Origin of the sequence: Haloplanus ruber (assembly GCF_024494725.1) — an archaeon.
In the GTDB taxonomy this organism is placed as follows: domain Archaea; phylum Halobacteriota; class Halobacteria; order Halobacteriales; family Haloferacaceae; genus Haloplanus; species Haloplanus ruber.
The window spans coordinates 188,904-214,754 of sequence record NZ_JANHDK010000005.1; the positions used below are offsets into that span (position 1 = coordinate 188,904).

27 protein-coding genes are annotated in these 25,851 nt (G+C 66.1%); 7 read left to right on the top strand and 20 right to left on the bottom strand.

Annotated features, from left to right (window positions below):
• Positions 1-78: 78 nt before the first annotated feature.
• From NO878_RS15695 to NO878_RS15720, 6 genes are all read right to left on the bottom strand, one after another.
• Positions 79-486: a DUF7124 domain-containing protein gene (locus NO878_RS15695; RefSeq protein ID WP_256406909.1), complete on the bottom strand. Its 408-nt coding sequence runs from the start codon at positions 484-486 to the stop codon at positions 79-81.
• A 42-nt stretch (positions 487-528) separates the two neighbouring features.
• Entirely contained in the window at positions 529-741 is a 213-nt protein-coding gene (locus NO878_RS15700) for a DUF7979 domain-containing protein (RefSeq protein ID WP_256406910.1), read from the bottom strand.
• A gap of 51 nt (positions 742-792) precedes the next feature.
• Positions 793-2,220 (bottom strand): NAD(P)(+) transhydrogenase (Re/Si-specific) subunit beta, encoded by a 1,428-nt coding sequence (locus NO878_RS15705; protein ID WP_256406911.1) that lies wholly within the window; start codon positions 2,218-2,220, stop codon positions 793-795.
• A gap of 1 nt (position 2,221) precedes the next feature.
• Positions 2,222-2,503 (bottom strand): NAD(P) transhydrogenase subunit alpha part 2, encoded by a 282-nt coding sequence (locus NO878_RS15710; protein ID WP_256406912.1) that lies wholly within the window; start codon positions 2,501-2,503, stop codon positions 2,222-2,224.
• Positions 2,504-2,506: 3 nt separating this feature from the next.
• Positions 2,507-3,679 (bottom strand): Re/Si-specific NAD(P)(+) transhydrogenase subunit alpha, encoded by a 1,173-nt coding sequence (locus NO878_RS15715; protein WP_256406913.1) that lies wholly within the window; start codon positions 3,677-3,679, stop codon positions 2,507-2,509.
• 233 nt (positions 3,680-3,912) lie between these two features.
• Positions 3,913-5,151 (bottom strand): NAD(P)/FAD-dependent oxidoreductase, encoded by a 1,239-nt coding sequence (locus NO878_RS15720; protein ID WP_256406914.1) that lies wholly within the window; start codon positions 5,149-5,151, stop codon positions 3,913-3,915.
• 112 nt (positions 5,152-5,263) lie between these two features.
• Between NO878_RS15720 and NO878_RS15725 the strand changes: the two genes are divergently transcribed.
• Positions 5,264-5,866, top strand: coding sequence for a DUF6149 family protein (locus tag NO878_RS15725; RefSeq protein WP_256406915.1), 603 nt, complete (start codon positions 5,264-5,266; stop codon positions 5,864-5,866).
• Here the strand turns inward: NO878_RS15725 and NO878_RS15730 are convergent.
• Positions 5,863-7,176: an NAD(P)/FAD-dependent oxidoreductase gene (locus tag NO878_RS15730; protein WP_256406916.1), complete on the bottom strand. Its 1,314-nt coding sequence runs from the start codon at positions 7,174-7,176 to the stop codon at positions 5,863-5,865. The genes NO878_RS15725 and NO878_RS15730 overlap by 4 nt on opposite strands.
• A gap of 136 nt (positions 7,177-7,312) precedes the next feature.
• Here NO878_RS15730 and NO878_RS15735 point away from each other — a divergent pair, with 136 nt between their 5' ends.
• Entirely contained in the window at positions 7,313-8,635 is a 1,323-nt protein-coding gene (locus NO878_RS15735) for a methyl-accepting chemotaxis protein (protein WP_256406917.1), read from the top strand.
• Between the two features lie 81 nt (positions 8,636-8,716).
• On the opposite strand, the gene gatD is transcribed toward NO878_RS15735, so the two are convergent.
• Positions 8,717-9,961: a Glu-tRNA(Gln) amidotransferase subunit GatD gene (gatD, locus tag NO878_RS15740; protein WP_256406918.1), complete on the bottom strand. Its 1,245-nt coding sequence runs from the start codon at positions 9,959-9,961 to the stop codon at positions 8,717-8,719.
• A gap of 79 nt (positions 9,962-10,040) precedes the next feature.
• Here gatD and NO878_RS15745 point away from each other — a divergent pair, with 79 nt between their 5' ends.
• On the top strand, positions 10,041-10,487 hold the full coding sequence (locus NO878_RS15745; RefSeq protein ID WP_256406919.1) for a hypothetical protein: 447 nt from the start codon (positions 10,041-10,043) through the stop codon (positions 10,485-10,487).
• 83 nt (positions 10,488-10,570) lie between these two features.
• Here NO878_RS15745 and NO878_RS15750 read toward each other — a convergent pair whose 3' ends face one another.
• Positions 10,571-11,230: an ArsR/SmtB family transcription factor gene (locus NO878_RS15750; protein WP_256406920.1), complete on the bottom strand. Its 660-nt coding sequence runs from the start codon at positions 11,228-11,230 to the stop codon at positions 10,571-10,573.
• Positions 11,231-11,464: 234 nt separating this feature from the next.
• On the opposite strand from NO878_RS15750, the gene NO878_RS15755 reads away from it, so the two are divergent.
• The 3 genes from NO878_RS15755 to NO878_RS15765 all read left to right on the top strand — a co-directional run bounded on the left by NO878_RS15755 (position 11,465) and on the right by NO878_RS15765 (position 14,632).
• Positions 11,465-13,402 carry a methyl-accepting chemotaxis protein gene (locus NO878_RS15755; RefSeq protein WP_256406921.1) on the top strand — a complete coding sequence of 646 codons (1,938 nt, stop codon included), beginning with the start codon at positions 11,465-11,467 and terminating at the stop codon, positions 13,400-13,402.
• 68 nt (positions 13,403-13,470) lie between these two features.
• On the top strand, positions 13,471-13,884 hold the full coding sequence (locus NO878_RS15760) for a universal stress protein (protein ID WP_256406922.1): 414 nt from the start codon (positions 13,471-13,473) through the stop codon (positions 13,882-13,884).
• An 82-nt stretch (positions 13,885-13,966) separates the two neighbouring features.
• A complete protein-coding gene (locus tag NO878_RS15765) occupies positions 13,967-14,632 on the top strand; it encodes a nitroreductase family protein (RefSeq protein ID WP_256406923.1) in 666 nt (221 codons plus the stop codon).
• Here the strand turns inward: NO878_RS15765 and NO878_RS15770 are convergent.
• Positions 14,629-15,732: a KaiC domain-containing protein gene (locus NO878_RS15770; protein ID WP_256406924.1), complete on the bottom strand. Its 1,104-nt coding sequence runs from the start codon at positions 15,730-15,732 to the stop codon at positions 14,629-14,631. The two genes, NO878_RS15765 and NO878_RS15770, sit on opposite strands and share 4 nt — an antisense overlap.
• A 177-nt stretch (positions 15,733-15,909) precedes the next feature.
• Between NO878_RS15770 and NO878_RS15775 the strand changes: the two genes are divergently transcribed.
• A complete protein-coding gene (locus tag NO878_RS15775; protein WP_256406925.1) occupies positions 15,910-16,731 on the top strand; it encodes an NAD(+)/NADH kinase in 822 nt (273 codons plus the stop codon).
• Positions 16,732-16,743: 12 nt separating this feature from the next.
• On the opposite strand, the gene carB is transcribed toward NO878_RS15775, so the two are convergent.
• From carB to sdhC, 10 genes are all read right to left on the bottom strand, one after another.
• Positions 16,744-19,977: a carbamoyl-phosphate synthase large subunit gene (gene carB / locus NO878_RS15780; protein ID WP_256406926.1), complete on the bottom strand. Its 3,234-nt coding sequence runs from the start codon at positions 19,975-19,977 to the stop codon at positions 16,744-16,746.
• 207 nt (positions 19,978-20,184) lie between these two features.
• A complete protein-coding gene (locus NO878_RS15785) occupies positions 20,185-20,397 on the bottom strand; it encodes a hypothetical protein (protein WP_256406927.1) in 213 nt (70 codons plus the stop codon).
• Positions 20,398-20,496: 99 nt separating this feature from the next.
• A complete protein-coding gene (locus NO878_RS15790; RefSeq protein WP_256406928.1) occupies positions 20,497-21,027 on the bottom strand; it encodes a DUF5815 family protein in 531 nt (176 codons plus the stop codon).
• 38 nt (positions 21,028-21,065) lie between these two features.
• A complete protein-coding gene (locus tag NO878_RS15795; RefSeq protein ID WP_256406929.1) occupies positions 21,066-21,317 on the bottom strand; it encodes a DUF8006 family protein in 252 nt (83 codons plus the stop codon).
• Between the two features lie 64 nt (positions 21,318-21,381).
• Positions 21,382-21,606: a DUF7996 family protein gene (locus NO878_RS15800; RefSeq protein WP_256406930.1), complete on the bottom strand. Its 225-nt coding sequence runs from the start codon at positions 21,604-21,606 to the stop codon at positions 21,382-21,384.
• A 74-nt stretch (positions 21,607-21,680) separates the two neighbouring features.
• On the bottom strand, positions 21,681-22,127 hold the full coding sequence (locus NO878_RS15805; RefSeq protein WP_256406931.1) for a type IV pilin domain-containing protein: 447 nt from the start codon (positions 22,125-22,127) through the stop codon (positions 21,681-21,683).
• Between the two features lie 179 nt (positions 22,128-22,306).
• Complete coding sequence (locus tag NO878_RS15810) at positions 22,307-24,139, bottom strand: FAD-binding protein (protein ID WP_256406932.1); 1,833 nt, start codon at positions 24,137-24,139, stop codon at positions 22,307-22,309.
• A gap of 2 nt (positions 24,140-24,141) precedes the next feature.
• Positions 24,142-25,035: a succinate dehydrogenase/fumarate reductase iron-sulfur subunit gene (locus NO878_RS15815; protein ID WP_256406933.1), complete on the bottom strand. Its 894-nt coding sequence runs from the start codon at positions 25,033-25,035 to the stop codon at positions 24,142-24,144.
• Positions 25,032-25,412: a succinate dehydrogenase/fumarate reductase transmembrane subunit gene (locus NO878_RS15820; protein WP_256406934.1), complete on the bottom strand. Its 381-nt coding sequence runs from the start codon at positions 25,410-25,412 to the stop codon at positions 25,032-25,034. The genes NO878_RS15815 and NO878_RS15820 overlap by 4 nt, the downstream gene beginning before the upstream one ends.
• Positions 25,412-25,840 carry a succinate dehydrogenase, cytochrome b556 subunit gene (gene sdhC / locus NO878_RS15825; protein ID WP_157690639.1) on the bottom strand — a complete coding sequence of 143 codons (429 nt, stop codon included), beginning with the start codon at positions 25,838-25,840 and terminating at the stop codon, positions 25,412-25,414. Before sdhC ends, NO878_RS15820 begins: the two co-directional genes overlap by 1 nt.
• Positions 25,841-25,851: the final 11 nt, after the last annotated feature.

Below are 25,851 nucleotides of genomic sequence, written 5' to 3' on the forward strand. Positions count from 1 at the left end.
GCAAGGCCCCGCCGCGATTATGGCTTTCGGTCCACCCGATATCGCGTGACACTCGTCGACCGCACCCCCGGTCGGCACCTACGGCCAGTCGTCTCGTTTCTCCCCTTCGAAGGGATCTTCCTCCTCGGCCTCGCCGAGGTCCCACCCGGCGAACTCCGCGGCGTCCTCCACCGAGAGGTACTCCCAGTCGTGGTCCTCGGCGGCGGCGCGGTCCTCGTCGGCCGTCCCGACGAAGACGTGGCGGTCGGTGTCGAACTGATCGGCGACGTTGTCGAGGCTCTCGCGGACCCCCCGCGGCCCCGAGAAGAAGTCCTGTCGGATGCGTCGCTTGCGCGTGAAGTTGGTGACGACGTACGTCGGTTCGTCGCTGAGGACGCCCACGTATTCGGTCCACTGTCGAGCGTCGTCGAAGACTGCGTTCGGATCAGCGAGTGCTTCGAGTGCCCCGAGTTCGAATGCGAGCGTCATCGTCCCGCCGCTGTCCATGGATGTGTTACCGCATCGCCGGGCAAAACGGCTTCGATCCGGCTACTGCACGTGGTAGTAGTCGGTGAACACCACGACATCTCCCTCGTTCAACCCCGAGGGGTTGGTCGGATTCCGCGGGGAACCCCCCTCCTCGACGTGGACGAGATACTCCTGTGCCGAGTCGTCGAGTTCGTCGAAGTGACGCACACGCGCGCTCTCGGGCACGGTGTCAGTTCGGTTCACGTCGTAGTCGGCGTCGACGGTGCGTGACATACGATAACAATACTCATTAAGAATAATAAGGGTTTCGCTGGGGTCGCCGCCCTAGCGGTTCTCCTTGTAGACGTTCACGAGTTCCTGCATCGACGCCTTGGCGTCGCCGAAGAGCATGCTCGTGTCGTCCTCGGCAAACAGCGGGTTGGGAATCCCGGAGAACCCGGGGCTGAGGCTGCGCTTGTTGACGACCACCGAGCGGGCCTCTCCCACTTCGAGAACGGGCATGCCCGCGATGGGGCTGGAGTCGTCGGTGTTCGCCATCGGGTTGACGACGTCGTTGGCGCCCGTGACGATCACGACGTCCGTCTGCGAGAACGTGGGATTCACCTCTTCGAGCTCCCGCATCTTTTCGTAGGGAACGTCGGCTTCCGCCAGTAGTGCGTTCATGTGGCCCGGCATCCGTCCCGCGACCGGGTGGATTCCGAACTCGACGTCGACGCCGTCCTCGTCGAGTAGTTCGGCCAGTTCGGCGACGGCGTGTTGGGCCTGTGCGACGGCCATCCCGTACCCCGGGACGATGACGACGCGGTCAGCCACGTCGAGCAACATCTCGACTTCCTCGGGGGAGGTTTCGCTGATGTTGCCCTCGTAGATATCCGGCCTGTCTGCCATCTCGTCGTCGCCACCGAGGCCACCGAACAGCACGTTGGTCAGCGAGCGATTCATCGACTCGCACATGATGACCGTCAGGATCAGCCCCGACGCGCCGACCAGCGTCCCCGCGACGATGAGGACGGTGTTGTTCAACACGAACCCTGTGGTCGCGGCGGCCAGCCCGGAGTAAGAGTTCAACAGCGCGATGACCACGGGCATGTCCGCCCCGCCGATGGGAACCACTAGGAAGATTCCGAGGACCGACGCGGCGACGATCAGGAACCAGTAGGACGGCACCAGGTCGCCGCCGGCAAACCCTGGCTGGACGACGAGTGCGACGCCGCCGGCGAGGGCCGCGACCAGACAGACTGCCTTGATCACGTGGCCAACGTTGCTGCTCACGGGTGAGCCGCCGACCAAGCCGTGAAGCTTGCCGGCGGCGACGAGACTCCCCCAGAACGTCACCGAGCCGATGATGCCGGCGATGGCCGCCGTCGCGGTCACGCCGACCGGCAGACCGCTCCCGGTGGCGGTGAGGTCGACCAGTTCCGCTCCGGCGACGAGCGCGGACGCACCGCCTCCGAAGCCGTTGAACAGGCCCACCAACTGTGGCATCTCCGTCGTCTCGACGGTCACCGCCAGCCACGCGCCGATCCCACCCCCGACGAGCAGGGCCGCCGCCAGCACCAGCGGCGAGAGAATCTCGAACCACAGCACCGTGACCGCGACGGCGATGAACATCCCGAGCGCGGAGATACCGTTGCCACGGGTCGCCGTCCGCGGGTGGGTCATATCGCGCAGCCCTTGGATGAAGAGAACGCTAGCGATCAGGTACGCAAACTGGAGCACCGAGTCTGGAAGCCCGCCGAGCACGCCAGCCATCTCACTTCCCCCGCTGGCTGAACTGATCGAGCATGAAGTGACTCACGAGGTAGCCTCCGACGACGTTGACCGTCGCCATGACGACGGCGACGAAGCCAAGCGCCGTCGCGAGGGTCGTCGACCCGGAGCCGGCGACGACGACCGAGCCGAGCAGCGTGATCCCCGAGATGGCGTTTGCCCCCGACATCAGCGGCGTGTGGAGGTTTGTCGGAATCTTGGTGATGATCTCGTAGCCGACGAAGGCCGCCAGCACGAACAGCGTCAGATTCTGGACGAACGTCATGGCTCACCCCCCATCCGTGCCCTCCTCCTCGTCGGCCGATTCGTCGCTCTCCTCGTGGGGCCGTCGTATCGTGCCATCGTGTGTCAGTAGCGTCGAGTCGATGATCTCGTCCTCGGTGTCGATGACCAGCTCGCCGTCCGCGAGCAGGTGATCCAAGAAGTTGTACAGGTTGTTGGCGAAGAGTTGACTCGCCGTCCCCGGCACCGTCGCCGGGAGGTTCGTCGGCCCGAACACGGTCACGCCCTCGTAGGTAATCGTCTCGTCGGCGACCGTCGGATCGCAGTTGCCGCCGTCGGCCGCCGCGAGGTCGACGATCACCGAGCCGTCGTCCATGTTCGCGATCATCTCCTCGCTCACGAGTTCGGGGGCGGGCGCGCCGGGAATGGCCGCCGTCGTGATGACGACGTCCGATTCCGGGACGACCCGCCCCAGTTGCTTGCGCTGCTGTTCGTAGAACTCCTCGCCCATCTCGACGGCGTAGCCCTCGTCGTCACCCGAGCCTTCGGTCTCTAGGTCGAGTTCGACGAAGTCAGCCCCCAGGCTCTCGACTTCCTGTTTCACCTCCAGTCGGATGTCGTACCCGCGGACGGAGGCGCCGAGACGCTCGGCAGTCGAGATGGCCTTCAGTCCCGCGACGCCCGCGCCGATGACGAGCACCTCCGCCGGCTGGACGGTGCCGGCGGCGGTCATCTCCAGTGGGAACAGCTTGGGAAGTCGTTCGGCCGCCACCAGGGTCGCCTTGTACCCCCCGATGCTCGCCATCGACGACAGGACGTCCATGCTCTGCGCGCGGCTGATACGCGGCATGAACTCCAGGGCGAACGCGCTCAGCCGCCGGTCGCCGAGTTCCTCCCACGTCGCTTCGTCGAGGTCGAACGGGCCAAGCGTCCCGACCACCACCTGACCCTCTCGGTACGGGTCCATCGGGTGGTCGGCGTTTGCCGCCAGCCCTCTGACCTGACAGATTGCGTCGGCGCGGTCGAACACCGCCTCTCGCTCGTCGACGACCGTACAGCCCACCTCGCGGTACGCCGCGTCCGACCACATCGATCCGGTCCCCGCACCGCTCTCGACACAGACCTCGACGCCCTTGTCGACCAGTTCCGCTGCCACCGTGGGGACGAGTGCGACCCGCGTCTCGTCGTCGGCCGTCTCCGATGGGACTCCGACGATCATGACGCGACGCCCCGGTCCGCCCACCCGTCTCGCTGCCGATCCGTCCAACACGTGCTTACACAGTGCATGGGTTTTGTTGCCACACTACGTACGAGTTTCGGACAACTCACATAAATTCCCCGGACGGTTCGGACCGATTGCAAGTCCGGTATGTCAGGATGGGAGCCGTGTGTAGACACAGACGGCGCTGGGAACGACCCGCGAATGGAAAACGAAGCGGGGGAGGAGAGCCGCTACTGTTCTTGTGCCGGCGCGAGTCGCTCTACGTCCACGGACTTCTCGAGGAGCACGTCCTTCTGGTCCGCGACGACACGCTCTTCTTTCATCAGCCGTTTGTAGGCGCTCTGTGGTGAGAGGTCACCGATCAGGACACCGCCGACGATTTTGCCGTCCTTGAACGCCAGGCGGCGCCACTCAGTCTCGGAGTACTTGCGCTCGGCCTCGTCGTCGCCGATGGTCGGGTGGCCAAAGGAGAGGAAGGGGAAATCGAAGTGGGTGATCGAGTACGACGAGACGAAGCGGAACGGTTCGGAGCCAGGGTCGAGCATGTTCGTCGCGGCGATTGTTCCCTGTGCCTTGGCGCTGTCCCACGACCCGTTCTGGGCGCGCTCCCCCAGGATCGTGTCGTGATAGCGCGTGATGTCGCCCGCGGCGTAGATGTCGTCGACGTTCGTCTGCATATACTCGTCGACGAGGATCCCGTCGTCGTAGTCGACGCCTGTCCCCTGCAGGATCTCGGTGTTGAAATCCAGGCCGATGGCGATGGCGACGAACTCGCCATCGTAGCGGTCACCGTTGGGGTCGACCGCGGCCGTGACGTGGCCCTCGTCGTCGGTCTCGAAGTGATCGACGCCGCTCTGGAACACGGGGTCGACTCCACGGTCACGCATCGCCTCGTGAAGGATCTCCGCGCCCTCCGTCGAGAGGGCGTAGCGCCACCAGCAGTCGCCGCGCATGAGGTAGTGTGCGTCGACGTCCCGTTCCCCGCAGATGGCCGCGAGGTCGATCCCCAGGAGTCCCGCGCCGACGACGATGCCGGTCTCGGCCTCCTCGGCGTGTTCACCGATCGCCCGCGCGTCCTCGAACGTCCAGAAGTGGTGGATGCCGTCGGCGTCGCTGTTCTCGACTGGCAGTTGGGCCGGCGTCCCGCCCGTGGCCACCAAGAGTTTGTCGTACTCGATGATCTCTTCTTCGTGTGTCCGCAGTCGGTGGCCCTCCGGGTCGACGTTCGTGACCAGCGTGTTGAGACGGAGATCGATGTCGCGTTCCTCGTACCACGACGGCTCGTGGATCGAGACGGGCATCTCCGGCAACTTCCCCTTCGCAAACTCCTTGATGAGGATGCGATTGTAGAGGGCTTCACCCTCGTCGGTGATGACGGTGATCTCGGCGTCCGGCGCCTCCTCGCGAAGCGTCTCCGCCGCGGAACTCCCCGCGATCCCGTCGCCGATGATCACATACGACTGGGTCATACCCCGACGTTTGGAGGGGCGGGTTAATGTGGATTGCTATCCGCGAAATTCGCTTCGACCGCGGACGGCGGTCACCGTTGGCTTGAAGGGCAAACGACCCCAACCAGTGACGATGAAGATCAGCCAGAACGTCCGGCATTTCGCCTCCCGGAAGGCGCTTACCCTCCCGGTCGTCGGCTCGCTCGTCAACGACAAACTGGTAAACCTGCACACCCGGGTCTTTCTGGAGAAGGCAGACGCGGGCGCCCGCGAGGCGCGCCGTGACCACCTCGACGACTTCTTCGACGCGACCATGGACACCTACCTGGCGGGGCTGCAAGAGGGATTCACGGAGGCCGAGGCCCGCGAAATCACCCACATCCAGGCGAACTTCGACTTCTACAACCACGGCTGGGTGGAGATGATGGAGTTCCCCGCCGACGAACTCGAGGAGCATTACGAACGCTACGTCGACTTCTTCGAACGACACGGTATCACCATCGACGACCCTCTCGGTGACTTCCGCCCGGCCGACGGCGTCGCCGACGCCCCCTCGACGCCCGAAAAACTCGACGACCCGGAACACCCCCACGCCGAAGGCGGGTTCGCCGATGACGTGTACGTCGACACCGGCGAGGACGTCGTCGCCGGCGGGGTCGACGAACCCGACGACGTCGACCCGACCGAGGCCCCCGGCGTTTCTCCGGACGACGTACGGGAGTCCGAAGGCGCCTAGTCGCGCCCGGCGAGGAGGTCCGCACACTCGAAGCCCGCGACCACGCCGCCGTTCAGACTCCGCTCGGGATACTGCGCTCGACTCGCCATTCCTGCGTAGCACACGCCGTCTGCCACCGCCTCGCTCAAGTCGTACGGCACCACCAGGTCGAGATACCCCCGCTCGTACACCGGCGCCGCCCGTGGGTTCCGCGCCACTCTGAACATCTCGACCGCCGACCGGTCGAACTCCGGGAACATCTCCCCGACGTGGTCCAGCCACGCCGCCTCCAGTTCCGCGTCGTCCATCTGCCAGACGGCCTCGTCCTCGTGTTGGACGTAACTGGCGATATAGAGGAGGTGATCGCCGCCGTACCGCGACGGCGGGACGAAGTTCGTGTGTTCGATCAGCGCCCCGAAGGGGGCGTCGTGGGCGATGTTGAGCCAGTACGTCTCCGTCAGCGGTTCGTCCATCGTCACCACGGCACAGACCGCGCCCTGGAAGTCGACCTCACAGGCGTAGCCCGTCAGCGACTCGAGGACGTTCGGCATCGTCGCGACGACGACACCGTCGGTCGGCCGGGTCTCCTGCCCGGACTCGGTCTCGATGGTGATGGACTCGACGGCGCCGTCGGCCGTCGACAGGTCGACCGCGCGCGCCCCGGTCTCGATGTGGTCCCGACCCACCGCGTCGACGAGGGCGTCGATCAGGACGGCGAACCCGCCCTCGAAGTAGCCGAGGATCTCTCCACGGCGCAGGTCGCGTTCGCCGCGGAACTTGATCCGACCGAGCAGCCACGCGGCGCTTACGTCCTCCTTTCGGTCACCGAACTTCGCGTCGAGGAGCGGTTCGAAGAAGTGCTCGTAGACCCCGCGCGTGGTGTGTTCCAGCAGAAACTCCTTTATCGGCACGTCCTCGAAGGCTTCGAGTTCGTCGTACGTGTCGAAGCGCGGGCGTCCGCCGCGCACGTCGATTTCGAGTGTCAGGAGGCCGAGCCGGAACGTATCGTAGAGACTCAGGTGGGGGTAGGCGGCGATCTGTGGGAGCGTATCCAACGGGTGGACCACGCCGTCGACGTAGTAGGCATTTTTGCCGACCAGCCACTCGACCCGGTCGCCGAGACCCAACTCCTCGGCCAACTCGACGATGGTCTCCTCGGACTTCGAGAGGTGGTGGTAGAACCGCTCGATATCGTCGCCGGCGGTCGAGTACGTCGCTGCCAACCCGCCGAGGTCGTCGCTCGCCTCCAGCACCGTCGCCTCCAGTCCGCGTTGCTGAAGGCGGTAGGCGGCGGCCAGTCCGGCGATGCCACCGCCGACGACGTGGATCATACCACGTCTGTGGCGAGCGGGGGTAAGTGAATTGTGGATTCGGCGGCGCCGCGACCACACCGTTCGCCAGCGGACATTTCTCAACTCTGAAAAATCAGGAGGTGTGACTTTATACACGGGCGATCCGGGGAAACGTATGTCGACACAGGAAGACGGGCCCACCAGCGGGACCGACTTTTCTCAGGAAATCTCCGGTGGGAGAGACCTCGATCACGCGGAACTCACCGACGTTCTCTCGAACAACGTTCGAGCGATCATGGACTCGACCGGCGCAGCGATGCGCATTCTGGACACGAACTTCAACGTCGTGCTAGAAAACCGGATGATGGAGGAGATGGGCGGTGTCGCGGCCGAGGGGGTCGCCGACATCAACTGCTACGATCAGCTCTGTCACCCCGACGTCTGTGGCACGGACAACTGCACGCTCAAACAGATCGTCGACGAGGGGCGAGACGAGATCCGCGTCGAGGTCGAGAAGGAGAGCTACGACGGGCGCGTCGTCCCGACCGAACTCATCGTCCGCCCGATCCGCGACGACGACGGCGCGGTCGTCGCCATCAGCGAGACGTTTCACGACATCACCGACCGCAAGGACGCCACCGGCAGCATCAAAACCGCCATCGACGAGGTCGAGACGGCGTCACACGACGTCGCCGACGCCTCACAGGAGATCAGCTCTAGCGCCGCCGAACAGCTCGAATCCATCACCCAGGTGGACAACGAGGTGTCGAATCTGTCGGCGACTGTCGAAGAGATTGCCGCCACGGCAGACGAGGTAAACGACATCAGCGACCGGGCGCGGGACAAGGCCCGAGCGGGAGAGAGCGACGCCGAAACGACTATCGAGTTGATGGAACAGATCGAACGCGAAGCGGGTGACGCGACAGACGACATTCAGGACCTCCACGCGAGCATCCGACGGATCGACGAACTCGTCGACGTGATCGACGACATCGCCGAGCAGACGAATCTGCTGGCGCTGAACGCGAGCATCGAGGCCGCCCGTGCGGGCGAGGCCGGCGAGGGCTTCGCCGTCGTCGCCGACGAGGTGAAGTCGCTAGCCGAGGAGTCGAAGAGCCGTGCCGAGGAGATCGAGGGAATCGTCGGCGAGGTCCGTACCGACGCCGAACACACGGTTTCGAGCCTCGAAGAGACCAACGAGATCGTACAGGACGGCGCAGAGCAGGTCCGGGCGTCGGGCGAGACGTTCAAGGAGATTGCCGAGGTTGTCGAGGACGTGTCCGACGGCATCACCGAAGTGGCCGAAGCGACGGACGACCAGGCCGTCAGTACCGAGGAGATTGCGAGTATGGTCGACGAAACGGCCGATGGCTTCGAGTCGGTCGCCGACCGAGCCGAGACAATCGCCGCCGCCAATCAAGCACAGGCGGACCGTATCGAGCAGATCAGTACCGACGTCGAGCAACTGAACGCACTCGACGTGCAGACCGAACTCTGAGGCGGCACGCCCCGACCGTGATCGACGGCGGCCCGCAGTCAGGGTCTCGTCACCGGGACCGGCCCAATTTCGCTGTGCGGGTCAGGTCCACGGCACCGACCGCGGCTGGAGTTCGCCGGCGATGGACTCACGCATCGCGGCCGCAGGATCGCTCCGGTTCGCCAGCGCCCACATCAGCTTCGCCGTCGCCGTCTCGGGGAGTGTATCGCCCGCCTCGACGACGCCGGCGTCTAGCAGGTCACGGCCGGTGTCGTACACCCGGTCACACACTCGGCCCTCGAGACACTGGCTCGTCATGGTGACGGTCGTCCCCGCCCCGATGAGTTCCTCGATCCGGTCGATCCAGTCGGTCGCGACGTGACCCAATCCCGTCCCCTCGATGACGACACCCGCGGCGTCGTCGAGGTAGTCCAGCGCGGCGGGGTTCATTCCGGGCGTGAACTTGAGGAGTTCGACGCTCGTCTCTAGGTCGGGGGCGATGGCGAGATCGGTCGCCCCTCGTTCGGGGCCGTCACGGCGGAAGGTGACGGTCTCGTCGTCGTAGTCGACGCGGCCGATGGGCTTCGCGCCGACCGTCTCGAAGGCGTCGCGCCGCGAGGTGTGGTTCTTGCGGACCCGGGTGGCACGGTGGAGGGCACAGGCGTCGTCGCTCGACGACGCGTGCATACAGAGCAACACCTCGGCGCGGTCGCTCGTGGCCGCCTCGACGGCACAGACTGCGTTCATCACGTTGTCGCTGGAGGGGCGATCCGCGGAGCGCTGGCTCCCGGTGAAGACCACGGGAACCGGTGTCTCAAGCATGAACGACAGTGCCGACGCGGTGTACTGCATGGTGTCGGTGCCGTGCATGACGACGACGCCGTCGGCGCCGGCTTCGATCTCTTCGTGGACGGCCCGAGCGAGATCCTGCCACACCGCGGGCGTCATGTTCTCCGAGAGGATGTTGGCGACGACGCGGCCGCGGTAGTTGGCCCGCCCCGCCAGATCCGGCACCGCCCGGAGGACGTCCTCGGCGTCGAACTGGGCGGTCACCGCGCCAGTCCGGTAATCGACCGTCGACGCGATGGTGCCGCCGGTCGAGATGAGCGAGACGGTGGGCAGGTCGTCGTCGAACTCGACCGTCGACGCGTCCGCGTCCTCGCCCGCGCTCTCGACGTCGTAGACGTCGCGTTCCAGTACTTCGACCGCTGCCGCCTCGCGGTCGATACCGACGTTGTACCCGCCCGGCAGTTTCACCACGAGGTGGTCGGCGGTCGTCGAGGGCATGAGGACGCCCTCGTTTGCGACGCTTCCGCGTTCGACGCGGACGCGATCCCCTGGGTTCATACGGCGCGGTACCGCCCGGGCGGACTTGAATCCATCCGTTGAGCGCAAGTCACTTGTCGCTTCCACCCCGACTCAGGGTATGCGCCGCCCCGAGTTCCGCCGCACCGACGACGCCGATACCGAGGCGTCGACCGGCCGCCTCGCCGGCCTCCGCCGACGATTCGGCGGGGTCTTCGCGCTCCGTCCGTTTCTTCTCGCGGTCGTCCTCTCGCTTGTCGGCCTCGTCGCCGGCGGGAGCATTCCGGTGCTCGGCGCCGTCGGCCGCTTCGTCGGCATCGCACTCGCCGGGTTCGTCCTCGCTTTCGTCGTCGCGTCCCGCCGGTACGTCGAGGCTGGCCTCGCGGGCGCGCTCACGGCCGGGGTCGGGTTCGTCATGTCCGCGTTCAGCACTGCACTCCTGCCTGTTGTCGCCGACTACGGGATTCAGGTCGCGGGAATCGGGACGACTGCGGGGCTGATCGCGGCGCTTCTGGGACACTACTTCGGCCGTGACCTCCGGGCGGGCCTGACCCGGGAGCTATCGTAGCGTTTGTGCGTCGACGCACGCCTAATCGCACGCGGTCGTGCGTTCGGGCGTCCAAAACCACTCCTCTCTAATCAGTCGCCGCCCTACGAGCGCACGACCTGCCACTCGTCGCCGTTGCGGGTGAGGACGCCCCGGTCGGCGAGCGTGTTGAGCGCTCCGCTGACGGCGTCGGTGGGCGCGTCGACGGCGTCGACGACCGCCTCGGTCGTCCGGGCACCCGTCGCCACCGCCGCCAGCACCTCCGCGTGAAAGCGGTTGTCGGCGTCGACACCCAGGTGGTCGTCGAGTCGCTCTAGGATCTCCGTGATCCGCCCGTACACCCACCGCTGGGCCAAGGAGAGTTCGTCTTCGATGGTCTGTAACCGCTCGAAGGCGGTCGCGAGGTCCTGCACGTCGTCGTCGGTCTTTCCAGGCGCGTCCAGCGAGACGTGCCGACAGTGCCCGTCCATATCGAGGCTCGGGCTGGCGGGGTACGCGCTCTTCGCGCCGAATCCGTGCGGCGAGACGCTCACCTCTAGGCGGAGGTTCCGCGAAATGTGGAAGTACTTCCGCCGCTGGTCGTCGGTGTGGCTCTCGATGAGTCCCGCTTCCTCCAGTTTTCTGAGGTGGTCGATGACGGCCTTCGGACTCACCCCGAGATACTCACTGATCTCGGTGACATAACAGGGTTTTCGCGCGAGGAGCCGCAGGATTCGCCGGCGGTTCTCGTTACCGAGGAGGTCGAGTAGTACCGCCGAGTCCATGACGTGAGGTAAACGTCGGTGGCTGATAAGGGCTGCGTGTCAGACGCCGTCGGGGGCGCCCCGGCGAACGGTTGCTGATCGCGGGGCGGCGGCCACCCGACGGGGGTGTGGCCCCGCCGTGGGGCGGGTCGATACCGAACACGGGGGATGTGACCGTCGCGGGCCAGTCGTGGCGTTCTCTCAGCTGATATCTGAGAGATATACATATAAACGGGTGGGGGGAACCAAGGTCGTATGAACGGTGGGATTTCGTCGGACGGGGGAACGGAGAGGTTCGAAGTCGAACAACAGGTGGACGGTGGGATACTCCAGTTCATTCCGGACGGGAGCACTATCCCCGATGAGGTGTGGACCAGGCGACACAAGTACTTCGTCGTCGCCGTTCTGGCCCACGTTCCGATTCTGCTGGGCATCGGATTCCTCGAAGGCCCCGAACCAATTACGGGGATGAGCTTCCCGTCGATTCCGCTCCAGAGCCTGCTGCTCGAAGCTGGTCTCATCACCGGACTCGCGCTGGCGGCGGCGGTGCCGCGACTGGGTCGCCGGCTGCGAACGGTGTTGGCGGTGACGGGTCTCGCGTTCTGTTCGGGGACGCTGGTCCACGTGACCGGCGGCTACATCGAGGCGCACTTCCACTTCTTCGTCGCGGTCGGTATCGCGGCCATCTACGAGGACTGGCTTCCCTTCGGCATCGGGATCGGATACGTCGTCATCACACACGGGGTCTTCGGCATGGTCGACCCATCGCGGGTCTACAACCACACGGCAGCCCAGATGAATCCGTGGGTGTGGAGCGCCATCCACGGCGGGTTCGTCGCGCTTCTCGCCGTCGCACTGACCGTCCACCTCAGTTCGATAGAGCAGTCCCGCCGACAGGCACAGCGGGAACTCGAACGAGCACGCGAACGGGCGACTCGGATCGACAACCTCGAAGAGCGGCAGGCGGAGATCAAGCGCGAACGCGAGGAGGCGGAGCGACTGAAATCCGAGGCCGAACAACAGCGCGAGGAGGTGGCCGCCCTGAACGACCACCTCCGGGAGAAAGCCGAGGCGTACCGCGACGCCATGGACCGGGCGGCCGACGGCGACCTCACCGTTCGCGTCGACCCCGAAAGCGAGAGCGACGCGATGGCGGAGATTGGGCGGGCGCTCAACGACATGACGGGTGAAATCGAGGCGACGGTCACCGAGATCAAATCGTTCGCCGCGGACGTCGAGGTCCAGACGGGGGAGGCTGACTCCGCGACACAGCAGGTCGCGGCGGCCAATCAGGAAGTGAGCGAGTCGATTCAGGAGATTGCGACCGGGACCGACGACCAGCGACGGATGCTCGACGAGGCCTCCGGCGAAGTGTCGGACTTTTCGGCCGCCATCGAGGAGGTCGCGGCGTCGGCACAGGAGGTCGCCCGACTCTCCGGCGAGACGACGACCATCGCCGCCGACGGGCGGGAACTGGCCGACGAGATGATCGAGGACGCACGAAGCGTCCAGACCTCTATCGACACGACGGTCGAGACTGTCGACGAACTGGAGGCACAGATGGACGCCATCGCCGACATTACCGACGTCATCTCCGACATCGCGGAGCAGACCAACATGCTCGCGCTGAACGCGAACATCGAGGCCGCCCGCGCCGGCAACGGTAGCGGGTCCGCCGAGGGGTTCGACGTCGTCGCCAACGAGGTGAAGCAACTGGCCGAGGAGACACAGGACTCCGCGAGCGACATCCGGGAGCGTATCCAGGCGACACAGACGCGGACGAACGATGTCGTCTCACAGGTCGAACAGGCCAGCGACCTGATGGCGCGAGAGGTCGACGCCGTGGCCGACGTCGTCGACGCCTTCGAGCGGGTCGTCGCGAACGCGGAGCGAACCGACGACGGAGTCCAGGAGATCAGCGAGACGACCGACAGCCAGGCAGCGAGCATCGAAGCGGTCGTGTCGATGATCGACGAGGTGGCGGAGATCAGCGACGGCTCCGCCACCGAAGCCGAGAGCGTCTCCGCTGCCGTCGAGGAACAGACCGCGTCCATGGACGAGGTCAGCGAGAACGTCTCGTCGGTCGCCGGCCGCGCGGGCGAACTCGGTGAACTGCTCTCCACCTTCACCGTCGACGGCGGTGGCCGAAACGCCGATGCTGGGGCCGCCTCGGCGACGCCCGGCGGCCGGTAGTCCCGGCGATCCGGCCCGATCCCGACGGGGCGCCGACACTTTTGTACCCTTCCCGCGTACGCCGAAGTATGCCCGCACACGTCCTCGTCCCCTTCGACGGGACAGCCCAGTCCGAGGCGGCGCTTCGATTCGTGTCGGACGAGTGGCCCGACGCGGATTGCACCCTCCTCCACGTCATCGATCCCGTGACCGTCGGGTTCCAGGGACGCTTCCCCGGGGGATCTGAGACATGGTACGAACAGGCACGCGAGCGTGCACAGGAGCAGTTCGACGCGGCCCGCGAACGCACCGGCGAGTCGTTCGATACCCGTATCGAGGTCGGAAGCCCCGCTCGCGTCGTCGTCGAGGTGGCGGGAGCGGACGCCTTCGACCACATCGCTCTCGGGAGTCACGGCCGGGACGGCGTCTCGCGGGTCCTCCTCGGCAGCGTCGCCGAGGCGGTCGTCCGCCGTGCGCCCGTGCCCGTGACCGTGGTCCGGTAGTTCGGTCCACGAGATCACGACACACCCGGCGAGTACGGCCGCCTTCCGCCGGTTCATGTCTCTCTGGCCCATTATCACTGTAATGGAGTTCGACGACGTCATCCACACCCGACGATCCGTTCACCAGTACGCCGACGCCGACATCGACGACGACACGCTCGGAGACATCTTCGAGGACGTACGGTTCGCGCCGTCCTCGTTCAACCTCCAGCCGTGGGAGTTCCTCGTCGTTCAGGGCGAGGACCTCGAACGTCTGCAGTCGGTAGCCTACGGTCAGGAACACGTCACCGACGCCGCCGCCGCGGTGGTCGTTCTCGGCACCCTCGATCCGAGCGACCACGCAGAACGTGTCACCGCCGACCTGCTGGAGAAGGGGTACCTCCCGAACGAGGACGCCGCGGAGGCCCGTCTCGACACCGTCGACGGCCTCGCCGACGCCGACGCGGAGACACGCCGGGTCTGGACCGTCCAGAGCTGTTCTCTCGCCGCCATGGCCCTCATGCACGCCGCGTGGGACCGCGGCATCGCGTCCTGCCCGATGGGCGGCTACGACGCTGCGGCCCTCCGCGACGAGTTCGACGTGCCCGCCGACTACGAACCCGTCGTCCTCGTCACCCTCGGCCACCCCGCAGAGGAGGCCCCCGACATCGAACGCCCGCGGAAGTTCCGTCGGTCGACCGAGGAGTTCGTCCACTTCGACGACTTCGACCCGGTCGCCCGCGAGGCGTCCGCGTCCGCCGACGACTAGAAGATGTTCGCTTGCCGGTAGACGCTGAGTCCCTCGTTGGTGATTTCGTAGGGTTTGGTCTCCCGGGAGTGGTTGGCATCCCGGATCTTCTGGATCTCGACGGCCAGTCGTGTCTCCTGGAAGTCGGAGGGACGGACGTACTGCAGAACGAACACCGCGTCCGCGAGATATTCGATGATCCCGTACCGGGAACTGTACGGGTTTTCGCCGCTGGCCTCGCTGGTTACGAGCGTCGTCACCCCCGCCTCCTTGAGCGAGCGAGTGAACTGGTACACTTCGCTTCGCCGGTCGGAGGGGTGGTCGTACATCATCTCGAGGAGCGATACCGAGTCGAGGACGAGGCGGTCGGCGCCGAACGCCTTCACCAAGTCTGGAAGGTCACTTCGGATGCTCGCTAGGCTGTTTGCCATCTCGACCGGGTCGAGGTGGACAATGGCGAGTCGCTCCTCCTCGGCGTACTCGGCGAACGACCACCCCTTCTCCTCGGCGGTGTCGTAGATACGGTCCGTGCTCTCCTCTAAGGTCACGTAGACACCGCGCTTCCCGTCGGCCAGCGCCCGGTTGAGAAACTGCAGTCCGAAGGTCGTCTTCCCGGTACCCGCCGACCCGATGACCGAGATCAGGGACCGCTTCGGCACACCCCCGAGGATCATGTCGTCCAGTCCCTCGATGCCGAGGTGGATCCGCTCGATAGCCGACTCGAACTCGCCCTCGTCGAAGGATTCGGTCGGGCCACTATCGGGGGCACCCATCTCCCCCAAGCCGCCGAAGCCCGCTTCCGGGTCGGCTTCGCCCGGGCCGCCCCCGAAGCCACCCTCGGGGTCCGGGGCGTTCTGGAAGGCACTCGCGAAGTCCTCCTCAAAGGGCGAGTCGCCCTCCTCGTCGGACGCAGATTCCGGGTCGCCCCCGGCGTTCCCCGCGTCGCTCCCGAACCCATCGAACGCGTCCGGATCGGGGTCGAACTCGGACTCCGCCGAGTCGTCGGACAGTTCGGCGTCGCTGTCGTCCGTGTCCGTCTCCGACTCGGCCGTCTCCGTCGCCTCGTCGTCCGCATCGTCGGCCCCGACGGCCCGTTCGAACCAGTCGTCGTCCCCGCTCATGGACGCTCACGTCCACTCCGTCGTTCTCGGCGACGGCGGTGACGACCCGTCCGCCGGCCCCGGGTGCCGGTCCCGACGGTCGTCGTCACGTGTTTCCTCATCGGGATGCACTCCGGTCGGAGGTGTCATGAATGTTGTCTCCGGTGGGCTTTTTTTCTCAGGGGGCGAGTCCGTGGTATGTACGTCGGTCTCGTTGCCCAGAAGGACAACGGCCGGGCGGCCTTTCTCGCCGCCGAGTTGCGCCGTCGACTCCGCGAGGCGGACGTGACGGTTGCCGTCGACAGCACCACCGCCGCGGAACTCGACGTCGAGGGCACGCCCATCGAGGCGTTCGACGACTGCGACTTGGTGGTCAGTATCGGCGGCGACGGCACCTTCCTCTTTGCCGCCCGCGGAGCCGACGGCACGCCGATCCTCGGCGTCAACCTCGGCGAGGTCGGGTTCCTCAACGCCGTCGGCCCCGACGAGGCGGTCGACGTCGTCCTCGACGAGGTGGCGGCCTTCCGCGCCGGCGAGTTGACCGTCCGCGAGGCACCACGACTGGCCGCCAGCGGCGACGACTGGACGACCCTCCCGACGACCAACGAGGTGGTCGTCCAGGGACCGATCCGCGGCCCCGGCGGCGGGATCGACATCGAGGTCGACGTCGACGGCAAGCGCTACTCCGAGGGACACGCCGACGGACTCCTCGTCGCCACGCCGACCGGAAGTACCGCCTACAATCTCAGCGAGTCCGGCCCGCTGGTGCATCCCGGCGTCGACGCTATCGTCGTCAACGAGATGTGTGCGGCCGACGGGATGCCGCCGCTGGTGGTCGGCCCGGACAGCACGGTCGACGTGCGCGTCACCGGCGCCGACCGAGCCGTCGTCGTCGGCGACGGCCGGGTGCTCGTCGAACTCGATCCGCCGACGTCGGTCAGCGTCGCGCGCGCGGACTCACCGATGCGGGTCGCCGGACCGACCTCCGATTTCTTCGAGGCGCTCGGAAAACTGGACTGAGCAGCGCGTTCGCTACTCGCCGCCCCACTGCGTCTGTTGCTTGGGACGATCCGAGATTGCCTGCACGTCGATGGGGTCGTCGTGGTGGCGAAGCCCCTCTAGGACGGCCGTCGCGGAGGCGTGTGTCGAGAAGTAGGTCACGTCCTCCTCGACGGCGACCTCGAGGGCCTCGCGGTTCCGCGAGACGATGACGTCGACTTCGCCCGCGCGAATCGCCCCGCGCAGGTCGTCGAACTCCTGTACGTCGAAGAACTCACCGAAGCCATCGAGCAGGGCCTGCCCCGCTTCGGTGTCGGGGGCGGGGAACTCCGCGGCCGAGAGGTCGACCACCGCCGTCCCCGTGGTCGGGATGGCCTTGCCCGTCGCGGACTGTGCCTTCTCGTAGGCCTTGCCGAAGTGCTGGGCCGTGCCCATGACCTCGCCCGTCGACTTCATCTCCGGCCCCAGGCGTGGGTCGCTCCCTTCCAGGCGGTCGAAGGGGAGGACGACCTCCTTGACGCTCACCTGTTCGGGGATCTGTTCCTCGACGTCGAGGTCGGCGAGATCGTCGCCGGCCATCACCTTCGCCGCGAGTTTGGCGATGGGGACGCCCGTCGCCTTCGAGACGAAGGGGACCGTCCGCGAGGACCGCGGATTCGCCTCAAGGACGTACACCGTGCCGTCCTTGACCGCGAGTTGGACGTTCAACAGCCCGACAGTGTCGAGTTCGCGGGCGATTTCGAGGGTCACCTCACGGACCCGGTCCATCACGTCACGGACCGCGTCGGCCTGCGGTGGGATCATACACGCCGAATCACCCGAATGGACGCCGGCCGATTCGACGTGTTCCATCACGCCGCCGATCAACACGTCTTCGCCGTCCGCGACGGCGTCGACGTCGAGTTCCACGGCGTCGTCGAGGAACTCGTCGATGAGGATCGGCTTATCGGGCGACACCCGAACCGCCTCCTCGATGTACTCCTTGAGTTCCTCGTCGTCGTAGACCACGTCCATCGCGCGGCCCCCGAGGACGTAGGAGGGACGGACGAGGACGGGGTAGCCGATGTCGGTGGCGAGTTCGAGCGCCTCCTGCTCGCTGGTGGCGGAGCCACCCTCCGGCTGGGCGATGCCGCGGTCGTCCATCAGGCGGTTGAACCGGTCGCGGTCCTCCGCGAGGTCCATCGCGTCGACGCTCGTGCCCAGAATCTCACAGTCGAGGCCGCGACGCTCCAGTTCCGCCTCCAGCGGGTGACCGATGTTGACGGAGGTCTGGCCGCCGAACTGCACCATCACGCCGTCGGCGTCGGCGGCCTCGATGACGTCTGCGACCTCCTCGGCGGTGATCGGTTCGAAGAAGAGGCCGTCGGAGGTGTCGTAGTCCGTCGACACCGTCTCGGGGTTGTTGTTGACGACGTGGGCGTCGACTCCCTCCTCGCGGAGCGCCTGGATGGCGTGGACCGAACAGTAGTCGAACTCCACACCCTGTCCGATACGGATGGGACCGCCACCGACGACGACGACACTCTCGACGTCGCGGTCGACGCGGAGTTCGCCGGCCGCGGCGTCGCCCTCGAACGGCCCAGTGACGAACTCCGGCTTCCGTGAGGAGTAGTAGTAGGGTGTCTGGGCCGCGAACTCGCCGGCACAGGTGTCGACCTGCTTGTAGGTGCGCCCGGGGACCGACGCCTCGACGCTCCCGACGTCGGTGCCGGCCGTCGACGCAATCTCGGCGTTGGTGACGCCCTTGACCGCGGCCTCGGTGAAGTCGCCCTCGGCGGCGGCGGCAACCGACTCGGAGACGCGCTTGAACCGCTCGACGTACCACTCCTTGATGTCGGTTGTCTCGACCACCGATTCGACGGTGTACCCCCGGTCGAACGCCTCGAAGATGGCGTAGGGGCGATCCGGACTCGGGCGCTCCAGATACTCCTGTTCGAGGGTCTCGTCGTCCACGTCGATCCAGTCGACCGCCGGCTCGTACTCCGAGGAGCGAAGCGCCTTCAACAGCGACTCCTCGAAGGTCCGACCGATGGACATCGCCTCGCCCGTCGACTTCATCGCCGGGCCGAGCGTGAAGTCCACGTCGTCGAACTTGTCGATGGGCCACCGCGGGACCTTCGTCACCACGTAGTCGATGGCGGGTTCGAACGCCGCCGTCGTCTCGCCGGTGATCTCGTTTTCGATCTCGTGGAGGCGCTTGCCGAGCGCGACCTTCGCGGTCACGCGGGCGATGGGGTACCCCGTCGCCTTCGAGGCCAGCGCCGAGGAGCGGGAGACGCGGGGGTTCACCTCGACGACCCGGTACTCGCCGCCGGGCGTGCCGTCGTCGTGCCACGCGAACTGGATGTTACAGCCGCCCTGGATGCCGAGTTCGCGGATGACTTCGAGCGCGGCGTCGCGCATCTCCTGGTGTCCCTCGTCCGGGATCACCTGCGAGGGCGTGACGACGACCGACTCGCCCGTGTGGATACCCATCGGATCGATGTTCTCCATGTTGCAGATGATGATCGTCGAGTCGTCGGCGTCGCGCATCACCTCGTACTCGAGTTCGACCCAGCCCGCGATGGACTCCGTGATGAGCACCTCGTCGTTCCGCGAGAGCCGGAGGCCCTTGCGCACCCGTTCGACGAGTTTGTCCATGTCGTCGACGACGCCCGACCCCGAGCCGCCGAGCGTGTAGGTCGTCCGCGCGATGACGGGGAGGCCGCCAACCTCGTCGACGGCGGCGGCGACTCGGTCGCGCAGGGCGTCCTCGCTCATCGCCTCGGCCGACTCGTCGTCGTCGAGGACAATCGTCGTCGAGGCCGGCACCGGCTGACCGATCTTCTCCATGCGCTGGCGGAAGAGGTCGCGGTCCTCGGTCGCGTAGATGGTGTCGAGCGGGGTCCCCATGATCTCGACGTCGTGTTCCTCGAGGACACCCTCCTCGGCAAGTTCGGCGGTGACGTTCAGTCCGGTCTGGCCGCCGAGTCCGGCGATCACTCCGTCGGGCTGTTCCTGCCGGATGATCTCTGCGATGGCCGTGGTCGTGATTGGTTCGATGTAGACCCGATCTGCCATCTCCGGGTCCGTCATGATGGTCGCAGGGTTCGAGTTGACGAGGACGACCCGGGCCCCCTCCTCCTGCAGGGCTCGGCAGGCCTGCGCACCCGAGTAGTCGAACTCGGCGGCCTGTCCGATCTGGATCGGGCCGCTTCCGATCAAGAGTATCGTCCGGTTCTCGGATTCGGTGGCGGAGGTGTCCGCCACGGTGGCCTCGTCGGTCATCATCCGACCGGAGTCCGCACATCGTAATAAGCCCGACGGAATAGTACGAGATACGCAACTGGATTACGGATTTCGAAACCGAGCGGTCACGCCCCCGCAGTCCTCCGTCGCCGGCGGGAGGGGCGGTGTACCGCCGAAACTCGCCTTGAGAGACGGCGGCTGGACGGAGTAGCCACTCACGGGCGTCGGTCGATCAGTGGGGTCCCGTTACGTGTTCAGCCGGTACCGATACGGACTCCCCTGCAGGACTTCGACCTCACCCGTCTCGGCCCACCGACCCAGAATCGTCGCGACGCGGTGAGCGCTCTCGAACTCCTCGTGCTCCTCCAACAGCGACAGGATCTCGCGGGCGGTCAACGGCTCGTCGGCCTCGGAGAGCACGCCCCGAAGTTGGTCGTACTGCGTCGGCTGGGGGCGCATACGTCCGACAACGGCCGGGAACGACTTAGTGTTCAGTGAGACGACCGTCCGACGCCTGTCAGACGCCGCCACACGGCACACGTCCGCGGACGCCCGGACTCACGCGTACACGTCGTCGGCGTCTAAGTCCCGCTCCGACCGGTACTGCTCGACGAACGCCGACACGTCGAAATCGAGCATCTGCCGTTCGAACTCCTGAATCGTGGCGTCGTTCTCGGCGTGGCTGACCGCGTGTTCCATCAGTTCGATCACGAGTTCGACGATAATCTCGTGGAGGCGGCGCGCGTCGAAGCCGGTCACCCACAGCAAGGCATAGCCCACGTCGCCCTCCTCGCTCAGATCCGCCGTGGCCACCTCGCCGGGGAACTCCTCGAGGACGACCCCGAGCAGGTGGGGTGTATCGAACTCCGGCATCTCCTCGCTGGTCGTCTCGACAGTCTCCTGTAACACCTCGACCAGAAACTCCGGCAGAAACCGCTCCGGCGGGTGGACGTCCATCACGACGGCGTGGGCGTCGCCACAGGCACACTCGAACTCCCGCATCCCGAGGTCGAACTCCGTCACCGGCACAGTCTCCCCACAAGAGAGGTCGACCGTGCGCGTGTCGCCGGGGACACCCGGTTTCGTCATACCTCAGATTGTGCCCTCGTTCGGTTAAACGTCGCGTTTTACCCCTCGGCGGTCACCCACAACACCGGTCCGACGACGAGCATGACGATGCCGAGAAACAGGTAGTGGATCGGAGCCAACGCCTGCGGCGTCAGGATGAACACCAGACCGAAGACGGTCACGTTGATGGCCATGATCCGCCTCGATTTCAGCGGCAGCGCCCCGACCGTGGCGAGGATGAAAAACAGCAACAGTGCCTGCCCGACGTTGTAGTTGAGCAGGAAACTGTCGATGACCTGTAACGGGAGCATTCGTACTCACAACTCGCCCGGAATCGGCCATTAAAGTTCCGTTTACCGACGACCGTCTGCCCCCCTACCCTCCGCGCTCGCTCGGCCCGGTGATATCCAGCGGTCTGATCCATCCCCACCACAGCAGGACGACCATCGTTCCGTAGCCGAGGACGAACACGACCGACCCGAGGGCGTCGAGGCCCCGTTCGACGAGTAGTCCGCGGGCGATCCCCGAGCCGCCGATGCCGACGACGAGAATGGCGATCACCAGCAGCGTGTCCTGCGACAGAAACGTGTCGGTGTCCATACCCCGTGTAGGGTCCCGCCGGTACTGATACTGACGGTTGCGTGCCGCGAAAAAAGGCCGGATCGACGGGCGCCTTACTGCGGTGCGGTCGAGCGCGCGATGGTGTTGGTGCTCCCTCCGCTGGGGTTGGTCCAGACGACACGGATCGTCTCCCCGCTGTCGACGCCCGCGTAGGACACTTGGTTCCCGGCCCGGATCGTTCCGTCTCCCCAGTCGCCTGCGTTGTTGAGCACGATGTTGCTGGTGCCGTCGCCGTCGATGCTGATCGTACTGTTGTCAAGCGTCTCGCCGCCCTCGTGGGTGATGTTCACGTAGTCGTCGCTTGAGCCGTCGAAGCCTCCGTTCGCCGAGAAGTCGAAGCTGAAGCTGGCTTGCGGTGCGCTCTCGTCGACTTGGTCGCCCAGTCCGAGGACGAAGGTGCCGATGACGGCGGCGAGGATGACAGTAATCGCGACCATCAGAATGACGCCGATGACCGGGCTGACCGCCCGATCCTCCGTCAGTAGTTCGTTGAAGTTCATGGTTGTCTCGACACGCCGGGCCGGAGCCGGGGGGATCGATGCTCCCGCGCGGGCACGCCTCGACGTGTGTCAGTTGTGGAGCCGAGGCTGCGGAATATAAATCGCCCGATCAATTATCGTCTCGTATAATTATAGTGCTGACACGTCGTGACCAAACAGCCCGCCGCGGGCTGTTCCGCTCAGTAGCTCCGCTCTTTCGGTTCGTAGGCTCCCGCCTCGCCCTCCAGTACGACCGGCTTGTACCAGAGTTCGGGTGATCCGTCCGACCAGGAGACCATCGTGTGTTTGAGCCACTCGTCGTCGCGGCGCTCCTGATACTGCTTGCGCCAGTGGGCGCCCCGGAACTCCTCGCGGGCGAGCGCGCCCACGGTGATCATCTCGGCGATGTCCAGTAGGTTGCGCGTCTCGATGGTCTGGATCAGATCCGTGTTGTAGGTGCTCGACGGATCCGCGACGTAGACGTCACGGTAGCGCTGGCGCGCGGCGTGGATGTCGACCAGCGCCTCCTTCAGGGCGCCCTCCTCGCGGAAGACGTTGACGTTCTCGGTCATCGTCCGCTGGACGGCCGCGCGGATGTCCGAGTGTTGGGTTCCCTCGTCGCGTTCGAGGAGGCGTTCGACCCGCTCGCGCTCGCGTTCGAGCGTCCGCTCGACGACGGCCTCGGCGGTGTCGGCGGCTGCGCCGCCGTCGGCCACCGCGCCCTCCGCTGCCCACGGCTCGCCGAGTTCGACCGGCGGCTCAACGCTGCCGGGTTCGGAATCGCCCGTCTGCCCGACGGGGACGCGCGGGGCGCCCAGGTCCTCGTCGGCGGCGTGGCGTCCAGCCCGCTTGCCGAAGACGATCAACTCCGGCAGGGCATTCCCGCCGAGTCGATTCGATCCGTGGACGCTCGCACAGGCACACTCGCCGACGGCGTACAGCCCCTCGACGCAGGTCTGCCCGAACTCGTCGGTTTCGATACCGCCCATGGCGTAGTGTTGGCCGGGCTTGACCGGCATCGGCTCCTCGAGGCCGTCGACGCCCTCGAAGTCCTCCGCGAGGTGGAGGATATTCTCCAGGCGGTCGAGGATGCGCTCTTCCCCGAGGTGGCGCATATCGAGGTGGACGTACTCGTCCTCGATACCCCGCCCCTCGTTGACCTCGGTCAACTCGGCGCGGGAGACGACGTCCCGCGAAGCGAGTTCGCCGTCGTTTTTCGCGTACCCGTGTTCGAACATGAACCGCTCGCCCTCGTCGTTGTAGAGGATACCACCCTCACCGCGGACGCCCTCCGAGATCAGGACGCCCGTCGAGGGGAGCGTCGTCGGATGGAACTGGATCATCTCCATGTCCTCGGCCGGGACGCCGGCGCGGTAGGCCATCGCCACGCCGTCGCCGGTGTTGGCCACCGCGTTCGTGGTGTGGTCGTACACCTGACCCAGGCCACCGGTGGCGAGAATCACGCCGTCGCGAGCGGTGAAGGCTTCGACGTTCCCCGTCGCCGTCTCGTAGGCGACGACGCCGTGACAGGTCCGATCATCCGGCTGACTCTCGTCGGAGACGGCGAGGTTCAGTACGTACCACTCGTCGAAGACGTCGATGCCGCGTTTCACCACCTGCTCGTACAGCGTATGCAGGAGGTGATGGCCAGTCTCGGCGCCTGCGTAGGTCGTCCGCGGGAACGACAGGCCGCCGAAGGGGCGCTGGGAGACACGGCCGTCGTCGTCGCGGGAGAAGGCCATCCCCCAGTGTTCGAGTTGAATGACTTCCTCGGGACTCTCTTGGGTGAGCGCCTCCGCTGCCGGCGCGTCGGCGAGATAGTCCGCGCCCTTCATCGTGTCGTAGGCGTGGAGTTCCCAGTCGTCTCCCTCGCGGAGCGCGGCGTTGATCCCGCCCTCTGCGGCGCCCGTGTGACTCCGGACGGGGTGGAGTTTCGTGACCATCGCCACGTCCGCGCCCGCTTCCTGTGCCGCGATGGCCGCGCGCAGGCCTGCTCCGCCCGCGCCGACCACGATGACGTCGTATTCGTACATGGTTACCAGAACTTCAGGTTGCTCTTGACTGCCTCGCGTTTCAGCTCCTGGATGTGTTCGGTCAGGGGGATGTCCTTCGGACACACCTCCGTACAGGAGAACTGTGTCTGACACCGCCAGACGCCGTTTTCCTGCTCGATAATCTCTAGGCGCCGCCGCTTCATCTCGTCGCCCTCCCGTTCGTCCATCGCGAACCGGTAGGCCTTGTTGATGGCCGCTGGGCCGAGATACTCGTTGTCGCCGGCCGCGATGTTACAGGAGGACATGCAGGCCCCACACCAGATACACCGGGTCGAGGTCTTGATCTTCTCGCGGTTCTCCCGGCTCTGGCGTTGCTCCTCCAGTTCGCCGTCCGGCCGGTCGGTCGTCTGGAAGTACGGCTCGACCGACTCCATCTGGTCGTAGAAGTGCTCCATGTCGACGACCAGATCCTTCACCACGTCCTGATGCGGGAGCGGTTCGATCCGCACCGGCTGTTCGAGATCCGATAGCTGGGTCTGACAGCCGAGGCGCTGCCGGCCGTTGACGAACAGGGCGTCTGAGCCACAGATCGCCTGCCGACAGGAGTGTCGGAAGGTGAGGCTGGCGTCGAACTCGTCGCGGGCGTAGATGAGCGCGTCCAGCACCGTCATCCCCGTCTCGTAGGGGACGTGGAAGTCGTCGAAGCGCGGCTCTTGTTTGCCCTTCACCTCCGGATCGTAGCGGAACACCTTCAGGTGGTAGCGCTCTGCGTCGGCCGCGACGCGCTCGGCCTCTTCGACCCGCTTTCGCTCGCGCTCCTCGGCCCGACGGCGCTTCTCGTCGAGGCGTCGCTCCTTCGGCGCCCCCTCGGCTGCTTCGGCGTCGGTTTTCGCGCTCTCCGTCTCGGTCTCGGGTTCGGGTCGTTGCGTGCTCATAGTATCGGGAGGAGGTCGATGCCCGCCCAGGCGTTCGCGGTTCGGAAGCCCTGCACGAGGAGGAGAAGGCTCGCGACGACGAGGACGCCCTTGACGACCTGTCGTTTGGTCCCCGACAGGCCCACGTTGATCAGGGCGTTGTACACGCCGTTGACCCCGTGGAACGTCGCGGTCACCAGAAAGAGGACCATCAGCGAGTAGTAACTCCACGTCTCCATCCGGTTGGCGCTCATCAGGAAGGTGACCTCGTCGGCGTGGTGGACGAAATGCAGGAGGAAAAAGTGGAAGGCGAGCACGACAATGAGGAAGGCGGCGGTGATGCGTTGCCAGAGCCACAGGCGGCCGCCCGCGCGGAACGAGGAGTAGTGCTCGGCCATCAGAGCGACACCCCCGCGAGGAACGTGGGCACGCTCGCGACGACGATGGCCCCGGTCAGGATCAGCGACGCGTAGAAGCTCCGATCCTGGGATTCGAGACCGATCCCGAGGTCGACCAACAGCAGGCGGGTTCCGTTGAGGATGTGGAACACCGCGACTGCCAGCAGTCCGACCTCGAGGACGCGAACCACCAGCAGGCTCTCGAGCGTCCGGATCGTCTGCGTGTAGAGGTCCTGGTTCGCCGCGACCGTCGCGGGATCGGCACTCGCCGAGGTGAGTGCCGTACTCAACACGGCCACGTGGGTGAACAGATATCCGACCAGTACCCACCCCGTGAACTTGTGGAAGATCCAGGCCCACATTCCCGCCGAGAACTCCCGCCACCGGCCGAAGTCCTCGATGAGGCCCCGATCATAGGACTGACTCATACTCATCCGAG